The sequence below is a fragment of the Flavivirga aquatica genome (assembly GCF_001747085.1).
Classification (GTDB): Bacteria; Bacteroidota; Bacteroidia; order Flavobacteriales; family Flavobacteriaceae; genus Algibacter_C; species Algibacter_C aquatica.
In genome coordinates this window covers 549847-565240 of the sequence record NZ_MDJD01000054.1, presented here as the reverse complement: position 1 = coordinate 565240, position 15394 = coordinate 549847, and the positions used below count along the sequence as shown (strand labels likewise).

6 protein-coding genes and 2 pseudogenes are annotated in these 15394 nt (G+C 32.2%); 4 read left to right on the top strand and 4 right to left on the bottom strand.

The window, feature by feature from the left end; genetic code table 11:
- Nucleotides 1-16 precede the first annotated feature (16 nt).
- The 3 genes and pseudogenes from sucC to A8C32_RS21170 all read left to right on the top strand — a co-directional run.
- Entirely contained in the window at nucleotides 17-1207 is a 1191-nt protein-coding gene (sucC, locus tag A8C32_RS16730) for an ADP-forming succinate--CoA ligase subunit beta (protein ID WP_069831542.1), read from the top strand.
- A gap of 385 nt (nucleotides 1208-1592) precedes the next feature.
- Nucleotides 1593-2000 (top strand): annotated as a pseudogene (locus A8C32_RS21175) (carboxypeptidase regulatory-like domain-containing protein); the annotation flags it as partial.
- Between the two features lie 438 nt (nucleotides 2001-2438).
- Nucleotides 2439-2807, top strand: a pseudogene (locus A8C32_RS21170) (OmpA family protein); the annotation flags it as partial.
- 32 nt (nucleotides 2808-2839) lie between these two features.
- Here A8C32_RS21170 and A8C32_RS16720 read toward each other — a convergent pair.
- Complete coding sequence (locus tag A8C32_RS16720) at nucleotides 2840-3088, bottom strand: DUF1456 family protein (protein ID WP_069831540.1); 249 nt, start codon at nucleotides 3086-3088, stop codon at nucleotides 2840-2842.
- 359 nt (nucleotides 3089-3447) lie between these two features.
- Between A8C32_RS16720 and A8C32_RS16715 the strand changes: the two genes are divergently transcribed.
- The gene (locus A8C32_RS16715; protein WP_069831539.1) at nucleotides 3448-3855 is read left to right on the top strand and encodes a hypothetical protein; all 408 of its coding nucleotides are present in this window, start codon (nucleotides 3448-3450) and stop codon (nucleotides 3853-3855) included.
- A gap of 97 nt (nucleotides 3856-3952) precedes the next feature.
- Here the strand turns inward: A8C32_RS16715 and uvrB are convergent, their stop codons facing one another.
- The 3 genes from uvrB to A8C32_RS16700 form a co-directional block, all read right to left on the bottom strand.
- Nucleotides 3953-5956, bottom strand: a complete 2004-nt coding sequence (gene uvrB / locus A8C32_RS16710) for an excinuclease ABC subunit UvrB (RefSeq protein ID WP_069831538.1) — start codon at nucleotides 5954-5956, stop codon at nucleotides 3953-3955.
- 95 nt (nucleotides 5957-6051) lie between these two features.
- Nucleotides 6052-11199 (bottom strand): T9SS type B sorting domain-containing protein, encoded by a 5148-nt coding sequence (locus A8C32_RS16705; RefSeq protein WP_165605859.1) that lies wholly within the window; start codon nucleotides 11197-11199, stop codon nucleotides 6052-6054.
- Nucleotides 11200-11856: 657 nt separating this feature from the next.
- Nucleotides 11857-15345, bottom strand: coding sequence for a T9SS type B sorting domain-containing protein (locus A8C32_RS16700; RefSeq protein ID WP_069831536.1), 3489 nt, complete (start codon nucleotides 15343-15345; stop codon nucleotides 11857-11859).
- Nucleotides 15346-15394: the final 49 nt, after the last annotated feature.

Genomic DNA, 15394 nt, shown 5'->3' with positions numbered 1-15394 from the left:
AACTATTAAGCAAATTATGAATTTACACGAATATCAAGGTAAAGAAATACTAAGTAACTTTGGAGTGCGTATCCAACGTGGTATAGTTGCTCAAAATGCACAAGAAGCAGTTGCTGCTGCAAAACAATTAACAAGTGAGACTGGGACAAGTTGGCACGTTATAAAAGCACAAGTTCATGCTGGTGGTCGAGGTAAAGGTGGAGGTGTAAAGCTTGCTAAAAACCTTCAAGAAGTTGAAGAAATTGCGGGACAAATCATTGGAATGGATTTAATTACTCCCCAAACATCTGCTGAAGGTAAAAGAGTACATCAGGTTTTAGTTGCAGAAGATGTATACTACCCTGGAGAAAGTGAAACGGATGAGTTTTATGTATCAGTATTATTAAATAGAGGTACAGGTCGTAATATGATTATGTATTCTACCGAAGGAGGTATGGATATTGAAACTGTTGCTGAAGAAACGCCAGACTTAATATTTACAGAAGAAGTAGATCCTGCTGTAGGATTATTGCCATTTCAGGCTAGACGTATTGCTTTTAATTTAGGCTTGTCAGGTTTAGCATTTAAAGAAATGACAAAATTTGTTATGGCATTATATACAGCTTATGTAAAATCAGATTCGTCTTTATTTGAAATTAATCCTGTTTTAAAAACAAGTGATAATAAAATAATGGCCGTTGATGCAAAAGTTACTATTGATGATAATGCTCTTTATAGGCATAAAAATTATATTGATTTACGTGATGTACGTGAAGAAAGTGCTATAGAGGTTGAAGCAGGTGAACTAGGTTTAAACTATGTAGACCTAGATGGAAATGTAGGTTGTATGGTTAATGGGGCAGGTTTGGCTATGGCAACGATGGACTTAATAAAACAAGCAGGAGGTGAGCCAGCAAACTTTTTAGATGTTGGAGGTACTGCGGATGCAGCTCGTGTTGAGGCAGCTTTTAAAATTATATTAAAAGACCCAGCAGTTAAAGCTATTTTAATTAATATTTTTGGAGGTATTGTACGATGTGATCGTGTAGCACAAGGTGTTATTGATGCTTATAAAAACATGGGAACCATTAATGTACCAATTATTGTACGTTTACAAGGAACAAATGCAGACATAGCCAAAGAATTAATTGATAATTCTGGATTGGATGTTATGAGTGCTACTGAGTTTCAAGAGGCAGCAGACAAAGTGCAACAAGTATTAAGCTAATACGATTGTTTTTAACTGTGACCTAAAATGACTCACTCATACATATAAGATTATTTAAATCTCCAAGAATTATAATTTTTGGAGATTTTTAACTTTTATAGGTTTATTACTTTCTAATATTAGAAAATATATTTTTTAAGAGTTAAAGGGATTTGTGCTTTTGTTAATCTATTTATCTATAGTAAGGTATGAGTTAGTTGTATGTTGTTTATTTCTATAGATCCATGACTTTTTTATTTATGTTATTCGCAATATTTTAGCAGATTGTAATATTAATTATTAAAAAAAACTAAATTTTTTTTAATAAAAGTTGGGTGATTGTTAACAAATGTTATTTTTGTTAAAAATCTCAAGTAAAAAAAATCACTAACCTCTCTCTCAAAATATGAAAAAAAGACTATTTATATTATCAATCATAAGTGTATTTGTGTTTCATAATTCTTTTTCGCTAAATGAAAAATTAAAAAGTGAGACAAATGATTATGATAAATTATTCCTTAAGAAATTAAAGAATGAAGAAAATGAATCTACTTCATTAAAACTAGACTTAGAATCAGATTGTTTAAAAGAAATATCAGGTATTGTAAAAGATAAAGATAGCCAAAAGCCATTGGCCTATACGCATGTCGTTATTTATGAGGCCAGTGATAATGATAAAATTATAGATGTAGTGATAAGTGATGCATCTGGACATTTTGAGTTTAATTTGGATTGCAAACCAAAGACGTACAGTATATATGTGAAAAAATTAGCATATAAAGAAAATACATCTCAGCTTACGATAAATGCAGAAGATAAGCAGCCTATTTTATTAAAATTCGATTTAGAGCAAGATTGTGAAAAAATAATATCTGGTGTCGTTATGGATAAAAAAACACAAGAGGTTTTACCTAATGCAGATATTGTTGTATACGATTCTAATGAAAATGATAAGGTTATAGATGTACTAAGAAGTGACGAATTAGGTCGTTTCAAGGTTAGTTTTGCTTGTAAAGCAGAAATGTATAACTATGGTATATATGCAAAAAAAGAGGCGTATGAAGAAAATACAACTCAAGTTGTAATTAATGGAGAGGAAAAAAATGAATCTATTTCTTTAAAGCTAGCCTTAGATCCTGAAAAGCAGATTGCAAAACCTAAACGAGATTTAAAAGAGAAAAATGCTACAGAAGCAAAAGCAGAGTTATCAGATCAAAAGGTTACGAAAGAGAAGGTTGCTGAAGTAAAAACAGATTTGTTTAAACTATTAGGTCTAAATCCAATTTATTTTGATTTCGACAAATCATTTATACGTAAAGATGCTAAGGTTGAATTGACTAAGGTTATAAATTATATGAAAAAGTTTCCGAATGTAAAAATAGATGTGCGTTCTTATACAGATTCTAAAGGACAAGATTCATATAATCTTTTATTGTCTAATAGAAGAAATAAATCTACTCTTGATTATATTATAAATACAGGAGGTATTTTAAAAAGTAGATTAACAGGTAAGGGATATGGAGAAACGAAATTAACAAACCATTGTAATAACCAAGTAAAGTGCTCAAGAAAAGAACATCAAGCTAACAGGCGTAGTGAATTTATAGTTATATCCAATTAGATAAAACTCATAATGTAAAAAGAGCAACTAATTTATGTTGCTCTTTTTTTATCTTCTTTTTTGGGCATGGGACCTCTTAAATGAATCACTAAGCCATTTAAAAAATTACGTAAAATTTGATCACCACATTCCATATACTTAGGATGGTCTTCCCTTCTAAAAAAGGCACCAAGTTCACTTTTTGAAATTCTAAAATCTACAAGTTCTAAAATTTTTACAATATCATCATCGCGTAGCTTTAAAGCTACGCGTAATTTTTTTAAAGTATCGTTATTTGTCATACCTATAATTTACTTCTATTTGATAACCTAAATTATTAAAAATTAATCTCTTTTCGCCTTTTCTTAGTGTTTACAAAGATACCTTAAATATTGTTTTTTTATAAGGACATTTTTTTGATAACTTAAAATAGTGTAAATGCTTGATAATCAATCAATTGAATCTTATTTTGAATTACCTGATTGTCAATGGTTTAGATGATGAAATACGTTTTTTTTGGATGAATAAAAGTCTTTTATTGATGAAATAAATAAAAATCACGACAAAAAGCGTCCACTTTTTCGATAAGTGACACTATATATACGATTATTAAATTACTCTTGTGTGTACCTTTATACTGTAATTAATTAATCCCTTTAAAATGATTAATCGAGTAGAAAAACTGAGTCTATTATCTGAAATGATTGCATTTGCAAAATCAGATAAAGATATAAAGAATATTGAATATAACTTTTTGTTAGGTGTTTCAAAGCAGCTTGATATTTCGCGAGAAGATTTTGAATATTTAATTGAACATCCTGTTTCATATACGCACCTAAGGTCACATAGTGAGCGTATTGTTCAATTTCATAGGCTGGTCTTGTTGATGAATGTAGATCAAGAAAAAACTAGAAGTTCCTCAGAGGTTGTTAAATTGTATAATTTTGGTTTAAGAATGGGTCTTAGTCATGAGTCTATAACCAAAGTTTTATATTTAATGGATAGTTTTCCAAATAAAATAGTGCCACCAGATGTATTAATAGATATTTTTAAAACACAATATAATTAGATCCCATTGTCCCTAAGACATTTTTAAACAAAGAAAGCTATTTAGGGAAGTGTTGATATTATCCTAAATAGTGAGGGTTATAGAGAAGCTGAAAAAGTTAAACTTTTAGCTTCTCTAATTTATTTTGGTAATTTTTAATTTCGTCACGTAATTTTGCTGCTATTATAAAATCTAGAGCTTTTGCCGCACCTTCCATAAGTTTGCGTTTCTCTCTAATTTTATTTTCTAATTCCCCTTTGTTTAAATACTCGCTTTCTGGCTCTGCAGCTTTTAAAGCTTCTAATTCGTAACTATAGGTGCTTACAGAGTTTTTAGATAAAGCACTGTTCAAACTTTTATTTAAAGCTTTAGGTTTAAGATTGTGTTTCGTATTATAAGCTATTTGTTTTTCACGTCTGTAATTAGTGTCATCAATAGTCTTTTGCATACTATTAGTGATTTTATCAGCATACATAATAGCTTTTCCATTTAGATTCCTAGCAGCTCTACCTACAGTTTGAGTAAGTGAACGTGTAGAACGTAAAAAACCTTCTTTATCAGCATCTAAAATAGCGACTAACGATACTTCAGGTAAATCTAAACCTTCACGTAATAAATTTACTCCAACTAATACATCAAATAGGCCTTTACGTAAATCTTGCATAATTTCAACGCGTTCTAAGGTATCTACATCACTATGTATATAGCGACAGCGTATCTGTATTCTGTCTAAATATTTTGTTAACTCTTCTGCCATACGCTTAGTAAGTGTAGTTACTAAAGTGCGTTCGTCTTTTTCAATACGTTGGTGCATTTCTTCTATTAAATCGTCAATTTGATTTAAACTTGGACGTATTTCAATAATAGGATCTAATAATCCTGTAGGGCGAATAACTTGCTCTACATAAACACCATCTGTTTTTTGTAATTCGTAATCTGCGGGGGTAGCACTTACGTAAATAACTTGATTTTGTAAAGCTTCAAACTCTTCGAATTTTAAGGGTCTATTATCCATAGCAGCAGGAAGTCTAAAGCCGTATTCTACTAAATTTTCTTTTCTACTTCTATCTCCTCCATACATAGCGTGTACTTGAGATATGGTAACATGACTTTCGTCCACAACCATTAAATAATCGTCTGGAAAGTAATCTAATAAGCAGAAAGGACGTGTACCTGGTTGTCTGCCGTCCAAATAGCGGGAATAGTTTTCTATACCAGAACAGTAGCCTAATTCTCTAATCATTTCTAAGTCAAATTCTGTGCGTTCTTTTAAGCGTTTTGCTTCTAAGTGTTTTCCAATGTCTTTAAAATAATCATGTTGTTTTACCAAATCATCTTGAATATCTTTAATAGCAGCTTGAAGAACTTCAGGAGAAGTTACAAACATGTTTGCAGGGTAAATATTTAGCCGATCATACTTTTCTATAACTTTATTTGTTTGAATATCGAAAGCTTCAATATCTTCAATTTCATCACCAAAAAAATGGATACGAAAAGCATCATCAGCATAACTAGGAAATATATCAACAGTATCGCCTTTTATTCTAAAATTACCATGGTTAAATTCTGCTTCTGTTCTAGAATACAAACTTTGTACCAATTGATGTAATAATTTTGTTCTAGATATTTCTTGATCACGTTCTAGTGTAATTACATTTTTTTGAAATTCAACAGGGTTACCAATACCATATAAACAAGAAACTGACGCTACTACCAAAACATCACGTCGACCCGAGAGTAGGGAAGAAGTTGTACTTAAACGCATTTTCTCTATTTCTTCGTTAATAGATAAATCTTTTTCTATATAAACACCAGAAACAGGAATATAGGCTTCTGGTTGATAATAATCATAATAAGATACAAAATACTCAACAGCGTTATCTGGAAAAAACTGTTTAAACTCAGAATATAATTGAGCTGCTAAGGTTTTATTATGAGCCAAAACAAGCGTTGGACGTTGCACTTCTTCTATAACGTTGGCGACTGTAAATGTTTTGCCAGATCCAGTTACACCGAGTAAGGTTTGATATTTTTCATTAGAAGTGATGCCGTCAATAAGTTCTTTGATGGCTTTTGGTTGATCTCCAGTTGGACTAAATTCTGATTCAATTTTAAATTGCATTCTATAAGACTAAATGATTTTATAAAATTACCAAAAAAATATCCCATAGTATGTACTATGGGATATTTTTAATGTTGTTAAGTTTTTATTGAGCTTTATCGCTTTAATGTGAAATGACCCATAAAGCTTGTTCCATCTAATAAATGTACTCTAAACCAATAATCATCTGCAGGTAACATTTTACCATTAAGAGTACCATCCCAACCAAGACCTAAAGGGTCTACTTGTTTTAATAGTTTACCATAACGGTCATATATTAAAATATTACTACTTGGTTTTATTAGATCATTGACTCCTTGTATTTGCCAATAGTCATTTTGATTATCTCCATTAGGTGTAAAGTATTTTATATAACCTACTACGGCTATATGAAGTGGGGTAGAGGTGCCACAACCATTTCTATCTCTAATCCAAAGATTGTAGAAACCAGCTCTTACATTATAAAAGGATGAATCATCTTGATAGTCAAAAGTACTTTCATCATTAATTGTTAAAGACTCCTCTTCTAAGGCGTATTCATAATCTCCAATACCTAAAGTGGTTTCATCAATAATCTTGACACTATTATTTTCGGAAGTATCATTAATCTCTACGTTTGCTATAGTTATAGTTGCTATTTCAGATTCAATAACTTCTACATCTCTTGATCTTGAACATCCAGTACCATCTGTTTTTGTTAGAGTTACATTATATGTTCCAGCAATTGAAGCATCGTAAGTATTAGTCGTTGCAAGTACTGTAGATGGGTTTGCTAAATTAACCCATTGATATGTGTATACTTCGGTTAGGTTATCTTCTTCAGGATCTAAAGTAACAACAGAGCCTGGTGTTGAATTACATATGGGAGTTTGAGCACTTATTGTAAAACCTGGTAATAAATTAACAGTTAAATCAATATTAGTAGTATCACTACAATTTGGATTCGTGAAATTTTCTACTTCAACAAGTATCGTTTGGGTACCAGAACGTAATGGATCTGGTAAAAATCTAGATTTAGTAACTTGTGATCCAGATTCATCTATATAAGTATAGTATACAATCATACTTGTTTGACCATTTAAAATATCATCTTCAAATGTCGATGTATTAAAAGGATACATCCCATCTGCATCATCATCACCAGCGTCACCGTCACATACCTCTATTGGAGCTATAGGGTTAGCAACAGGTTGTACACTTACAATAAAAGGAATATCTATTTGACTATAACATGCTTGACCACTTATACTATTTGCTAAAGTGTTACTTTCTACTCTAACGGTAATAGTTTGTGACGACGTTACTAAAGGATTAGGTAATGATGTTGCATCATTAACAAAGATTCCACTTGAGTTAGTGTAAGTATAATATGTAGTGACGTTAGCTGGGTTTGTTCCATTTAATATATCAGATTCTAAACTAGATGTATCAAAGGGATATATGCCATCTGTACTATCATCTCCAGCGTCACCATCACATACATTTATACGAAGGTTTGTAGAAATATTAGGTAAAGGGTGTACAATTAAATCAAAAGGGATATCGTCACCAAAGCATCCGCCTGGACCTATTACTCTTGCTATAATAGCCTCACTGTTGGGCGTTCTGTTTTCATAGGATACAGTGTTTGTTATTTCAGAACCGTCTGATGCTAAGTAGTATTTAACAGCGTAATCTGTTGGCGATTGAGTGCCTAATATTGTGGCATCTAAAAAGTCTAAAACAAAGGTCTGTATACCATCTGTGTCGTCATCACAAAGTTCATAATTAGCCACTATACCAGTAGAAGGGAATGGATTTACAATTAAATCAAATTGTAAATTCGTATTAGGAGGGCATCCACTAGGCCCGGTAACTGTAACATATATGGTTTCTCCTGTAGAGGAGTATGATGTTATATTTGAAATTTCAAAGGGAGTATTTCTACTAGGGTCTGTGTAATATGTTACAGTATAAGCAGCGGGAATAGGTGTCCCTAAAATATCCTGATTTTTGCTAGTTAAATCGAAGTTTTCTGTTCCATCATTATTTGAGCCATCACATAATTCTAGAGGTGATAGGCTGCTAGGAAGACTAATAAAAGGGTTTACAGTTAAAGTAGCTGTATTGGTATAAATACCACCACATGTATTACCTGTGATATTTAAAAGTACTCTGTATTGGTAATTATTAAAAGAGTTAGGTGTGTTGGAAACACTTAATGTATTCGTTGTTACATCACTATATGTTGCTCCATCAACGACACTGTTCGTTAGAGTTGTCCAGCTAGTACCATTATCGGAACTTACTTCCCATTGAAAAGCGTCTGCATTAGAAGCAACTGTAAATGATGTGTTTGAGGATGTACATATATTATCATTTACGGGTTGACTAGTTATAGTAATTGAAATTGCAGCAGTTATATAATCATCATTAGGGGCTCCTGTGTACCCGTCTGTAGCATTGTTAACTTTTCCTAATATATCTACTGTTGGTATATTATCACCTAAAAGGTCATCGTTATTACCATCAGAAAAATTAGCTTCGGTAGTATCACTACAACCATCTGCATCACTGTCTAAATCAATATAAGTGAAAAGACTATCTGAATCTGCATTATTTATAGTATAACCAATAAGACCACTATCTATAGCTGTTTCCGCATTATTATCCCAGCCATTTGTTCCCATAGTTGCGATTATATTATCTATAATGCCATCAAAATTGGTATCAGGTAAACCACTGCCAGATTCTTGAACATCATAAATACCATCATTATCACTATCTAAATCTAAAAAATCAGGAACACCATCGCTATCAGTATCAATTTGAAGTGCACTCATATTGAAGTTTGTGTCATAACCTTGAGAGTTTATAATGCCCGAAGGTGTCACATTATTTGGTCCTAATGATTCAATAATGTCAGGTATGCCATCATTATCACTATCTAAATCAAGAGAATCGTCAATACCATCGCCATCCGAATCTCTTGGTAAGCAAGTTGCAGTAATTTTAAAAGAAGCTTGACTTGCAGATGTTACTGATTTATTTATATGTTTATAAGTAAAATTATCTACGGCATGTGATGAAAAAGTAAATGTACCCGTTCCTATAGCTAAGGATGCTCCATTTAATTTGAATCTTATCTCAAACGCAGTAACTTGTGTTACACCAGTTTCATAAACACCATCAAAATCCGTATCTACTAATAATTGATCATCAGGATCTAAAAGCGTAACAGTTTTATTATTAGGAACCTGAATAATAATCTCGTCATCACTAGTCAATAATACACTACCATTAGTAGGGTACTCTAATAATAAATTTAAAGGAGAATTAAAGTTAAGGTTATATGTTGTACTAGATTCGTTTGTTGCATCAAATATAGAAGTGTCACTAGAAAAAGTGCCATCTGCCATTCCGCTAAATGGTGTTGTAGCTGAATTATTAGTACTGGCAGTTACATTTCCAGTAAACGTATAGCCTCCTACTGCAAGATTTCCAGATGTTGGGGTTGATAAATCAATAATTTGGTTACCTAAAGACTCGACACAGTTTAATATACCATCATTGTCGATATCGATATCAATATTATCATTAACGCCATCATTATCGGTATCACCTGGGCAATCACTTATCGATATTTCTTGAGATTTTAAATCTCTTCCAGTACACAGTGTTCCTGTTACTTGGTATATTCCAGGTGTTGTTGGCGTAAAAGTTGCTGAGTTTGCTCCAGGAATATCACTAAATCCAGAACCCGTATCTATAGCCCATTGTATACCATTTGTAAAATCTGCAGCATTATCTATTTCAAGAATGACATTAGGAATACAGATACCTAACGAAGTTACACCAAAATTAAAATTAACTTCTGGGCGTGATGGGAATCCCGAATAAAAACTACCAGATGTAGCTTGAGCATTAAAATTAACGTAAGCACAATATAATTCACCTGTACTTCTAACGGTAATGTCTCCAGTAATGCCATCTACTCTGTATGTCATGTAACCTGGTTTTCCTGTAACTGTGTCACCGGATCCTGTTGGTATATTTCCACTAGCCGAGGAAATGGTAACAGTGCCATTGCTTACAATAGTAATGCCTCCGGTATAATTTTTTGAACCTATATGAGTAATGTCGGCAATATTGTCTAAATCACCACTAGCTTCACAGCTTAAAGGAGGAACAAAAAACATGCCTTGATTAGATCCTGCTCGGTTAGGACCTCCTACACCTTGATAGGCAAAAACATTTTCAGAAGTCTGGACATACATATTGTTTTCAGCAGTATATTCAAGACCTTCAATTACATAATATTCACCTGCATTAATAGTTGCTATAGGAGCTGCATTTCCATTTACTCTAATTTGTGTATTATCGAGATGGGCTACAATTAAAACATTTTCAAATGAATTAAGACCATCTCCTTTAACAAAAATATATTCATTACCAACATTAGAGAAATCAACAATTTGATCAAAGCCATAGTCTCTACCATCATCTTTAACAAAACTACCATTTGCGGAACCACAATTAACGGCAATAGCTTTATCTGATTGTACAAGTGCTCCAATTAGTCCATCCTTATTTGTTTCAGAAAATCTTCTAGAATAGCTGTTCATAGCTATGGTGTAAGATTCTCCTTTATTTAGAATAATGTTATTTAAGGGGAATGTTCCTGAAAAATTAACAACTTCTGTATTGTTAGAAATATCTGAAAAAGAAACGGCTGTCATGTCTTCTGTAGCCATAACAGAAACAAAACTCAATAAGTTATCACTAATACCTGAAGATCCTGGAGTCCTGCCAGATTCATTAGTATAAGCTCCTACTCTAAAAGTTGTACCTAATCCAGAAAGTCCTTTACTAACAAAAGCACCTGCTTGAGCACCTGCATTAACCCTAATAGAAACATATATAGGTTCACTAGCTTCAATAATATACCCTCTGTTATTAGTAACAACACTAGTCTCGATTGCAGGTATAAATAACTGACCATTTCCTGTGTCTAAAGGAATAGATAAAGGTGTCGCGTTAGATACCACTCCTGTAGATAAAGGTGTAGATTGACCAACAGCAATAATGGTATACGTTACATTATTTACACTAGGTGTAGAGATATACATGTGTTGATCCTGAGGAATAGAACCTCCAGGAATAGCTGGATCAGCATTAGTTAATGGTGGTATATAGTGCGTTCTACTTAATTGCGAAAAGCCTTTTAAGCTAAATAAAATAAGCGTTACTATAAATAATACTTTGGGGCAGTTAATCTTTCTCATTTCTAGTTTTTTGTAAAAAAATGAATTCATTAATATTATTAAATAAAGAATTTTTAAACTAATAGCTATTTAGGCAAAGCCATAGAGCATATGTTAGTTTCATTTAGACTTTTTTTAAGTCGAGAGTTAATTATATATTTAGATTCCTATTAATTTGCCGATAGGCAGGTTTACAGGAATAGCAATTTTTACCTTAATCCCAAAGTATAACCTTGGAGAATTTATTTTTAATTAAAATAATAAAGTGTAATTTTAATTTTACACTTCAACAGTTCTTATAAGAAAAAAAATAGGAATTTACACCTTTATTTTTTATTATAAGACAATTAATTTTCGATTAACCCTTATTGTATAACAAAATTACTCTTTAGAATGTCTTTATTATTTGGTGAATATAATAAAATTGAAATAAAAATATACTAATTCAATTTAAAGATAAAACGTAGTAAGCAAACATTTTACTTTTAAAATTTAAAGACCTAGCCGAAAAAATCTATACTGATACTCTAAAATTTAATTGCGTATTTAGGTTTTAAGCGGATATTAGCTTAAAAATATCATTTCATATATAAATAAGCGTGAATAAAAAACGCAGAATGATAATTATCATTCTGCGTTTTTTATTTTATAAGTGCTTTTTAAAAACTCTAATTTATATCATCTACTAACATAAATTTCTCCTTTTTCAGGTGATCTTTCATCTGTATTGAAATTTACTACGTAAAAATAAACACCTACAGGAACAAGTTCTCCATTATTATCTTTTTTTCCATTCCAATCTGGTGTGTTAACATTTCCTTTATATACAGATCGCCCCCATCTATTAAATATTTCTATTTCGAAGTTAGGGAATTGTGTTTTTAGATTATCGATTGAATATGTGTCATTTATACCGTCATTATTTGGAGAGAAACCTGTTACAACTACAACGCCTGTTGGGGTTACGGTTAGAAGAATTTCGTCGGTGATGGCATTTTCGCAATTATTTCCTGTAATATTTAAAACAGCTCTGTATTTATATCCATCAAAATCTTCTGGAGCAGCAGTAATGTTTAATGTGTCGCTTTGTGAACCATCATATGTGGTATCATCTGTGATATCGTTCCATGTAACACCAGCATCAGTACTTACTTGCCATTGAATAATATCTGAATTTGTTTCTACAGAAATAGATGTATCATACTCTTCGCTAACAGCAGTATCTTCTGGCTGTGTTGTTACTGTAAGCGCTGTAGCTACTATATAGGAATCATTATTAATATCCTTATTGTAACCATCTGTAGCATTATTAACAAGACCATTAGTGTCTACTGTTACTGCTATATCTCCTAATAATCCATCATTGTCAGCATCAGAAAAACCAGCTTCGGTAACATCATTACAGCCATCTCCATCACTATCTAAAACCATATAATCAAAAAGGGTATTAGTGTCTGTGTTTCTAATATCTCCATTTAGAATACCACTGTCGGGAGTAGTTTCAGCATTATCATCCCAACCATTTGCTCCTATTTTAGTCGATATATCGTCTATAATTCCATCGAAATTTGTGTCAGGTAATCCACTTCCAGATTCTTCAACATCAAAAATACCATCGTTATCACTATCTAAATCTAAAAAATTGAAAACCAAATCATTATCAGAATCTACTAATGCTGTACCTCTAGTAAATATATCATCCAATCCATCTAAATTAGCATCAACCCCAGATAATGTTAAATTATTAGGAGCAAGAGATTCTATAATATCCGGAATACCATCATTATCGCTATCCAGATCTGAGGCATCTTCTACATTATCACCATCTGAGTCTCTAGGACTACAAGGTTCTGTTATTTTGAAAGATGATTGATTATCATTTGTTTTTGAATTGTTAATATGCTTATAAGTGAATTGATCTACATAATATGCAGATAATGTGAAAGTAGGATTTGTTATTGGTAAAGCAAGTGGGTTAATTCTAAATCTAATTTTAAACCCATGGTATAACGTTACATTAGGTTCGAATATACCATCAAAATCGGTATCTACAAGTATTTGATTATCTGGATTTAGTAAGGTTAAGGTTTTGGTGTCTTCAACTTCAATTACAAATTCTTGATTGACGGTTAGAGGGCTTCCTGATATATCATATTCTAATAATAAGTTGATAGGACTGGCAAAATCCATAGCATATGTTACGCTGGTTTCAGTCCCAAAATTGGTAGCAGGAACAGTACTTGTAAAATTACCATTTACAGATGGTGAGATACTTGGAGTACCATTACCTTCTGGAATTATATTAGTAGTTATTGCTGTTAAATCTATTTCTCTATTGCCGTTAGATTCATCACAATTTAAAATGCCATCATTATCAAGATCAATATCAATACTATTAGGTACACTATCTCCATCAGTATCTTCAGGACATATACTTATAGGGAAATCTCTAGATGATAATCGCGTTGTAGAGCAATCTATAATTCCTATTACTCTATAAATTCCAGCTTCTATTGGTATATATTCTGGATTTGTATCATCAGTTACTGTTATTTGATTAAACCCGCTACCTGTGTCAACAAACCATTCAAACCTATCAAAAATAGCAGCATTGGGGATATTTATTGAAACATTATTTACACAATTACCAAGTAAAGCTGCTGTTGGGTTTAGACTTATTGTTGGTTCAGCTGCAAAACCAGAATAAAAGCTTCCAGATGTAGCTACACTATTATAATTAGAGTAAGAGCAATATAATTCCCTATCTGAGAATATTGAAATATCACCTATTAAATTTCTAGGGGCTGTACTATTAGGTAAAGGATCTGTTACTTTATAAATAACATAATCTGTTCCTGTAACAGGAGTAGGCGTACCTAAAGGGATATCCCCTACAAATAAAGAAGAAGTCATAGATACTGTGGCATCATTTTTAGTTACAATATTAATACTTCCTGAAAAATCTAAAGAACCAATTTGATCTATATTAGCTATAGATTCAACATTTCCGATGGCACTGCAATTTAAAGGCGGAACAAAAAACAGACCTTTATTACCATCGTTACCACCACGACCAACACCTTGGTAGGCAAAAATAGGGGCAGATGCTACAACATGCATATAGCCATTGGTGTATTGATCACCTTGAATTATTCCTGTACCTCTAGGTCCACCAAATCCATTAAGATCTATAGATGGACCTCCATTAATAGAATAGGTAGTTCCAGGAGTGTGCTCAACTAACAATACTTTTTCATGATCATCATCTCCATCACCTCGTACAAAAATATATTCAACTTCGTTGGTTGTGGGTCTAGTTGGCTTTGAAGTGTCAGCAATTTGGTCTATTCCATAATCAAGACCGCCACTTATAAAGCTACCTAGTATAGATCCACAATTTACTACTATATCTTTGTCTGATGTTATTTCTTGACCAATTAATGCGTTTCTTTGACTTAAAGCAATAATAATACTTTCCCCTTTATTTAATTGTTTACCTATATAATCATTATTATGAGCATTTATTAATATATTTTCAGAGTCATCTCCCCAAAAATTATTTCCGGCATTACCATTTAAGGGTTCAGCAATACCTGGAAAGCTAATAGACGTATTATCCTCGGTAGCCATAATGGAGAAGAAATTTAAATAAACAGGTAATGTAGATACTCTTACCCTTGCAAAAGTAAACGCTCCAACTCTAAAGGTTTTTCCTAAAGCATTTTTACCTTTACTAACTAAAGCTCCTGCTTGTTGAGGAGTTCTTCTACCTGGACCTCTTGTTCTTTCTGAATTAAACCTAATAGATACATAAACAGGGGAAGTAGCATTTACAATAAAGCCCTTTTTAGAAACAATAGAAGTTTCTTGCTTTCGAACAACGAATTGTCCGTAACCTGTCCCTAAATTAACTGTTACAGAGGCAGCTTTTGATACTACCCCAGAGCTAAAAGGTATTGTTAAATCATTAGCAGCATATACTTCGTAGAATACATCTTCATCGCTAGGTGTAGATATATACATATGTTGATCTGCTATTTTATTAGTGCCACTATCAGAATCTGTAATAGGTGGTATGTAATGCCTCGTACTTAATTGAGAAAATCCTTTATAGGATAACAAAACAAATAATAATATAAAAAGTCCTTTGGAGTGAATCTTTTTCATTTTTGCTTTTTTTAATTAATGTTAGTTTAAATAATACATGAATTTTTAG

Coding starts and splice junctions, on each gene's coding strand:
- sucC (WP_069831542.1), top strand. CDS start 17: ATGAATTTACACGAATATCAAGGTAAAGAAATACTAAGTAACTTTGGA.
- A8C32_RS16720 (WP_069831540.1), bottom strand. CDS start 3,088: ATGACAAATAACGATACTTTAAAAAAATTACGCGTAGCTTTAAAGCTA.
- A8C32_RS16715 (WP_069831539.1), top strand. CDS start 3,448: ATGATTAATCGAGTAGAAAAACTGAGTCTATTATCTGAAATGATTGCA.
- uvrB (WP_069831538.1), bottom strand. CDS start 5,956: ATGCAATTTAAAATTGAATCAGAATTTAGTCCAACTGGAGATCAACCA.
- A8C32_RS16705 (WP_165605859.1), bottom strand. CDS start 11,199: ATGAGAAAGATTAACTGCCCCAAAGTATTATTTATAGTAACGCTTATT.
- A8C32_RS16700 (WP_069831536.1), bottom strand. CDS start 15,345: ATGAAAAAGATTCACTCCAAAGGACTTTTTATATTATTATTTGTTTTG.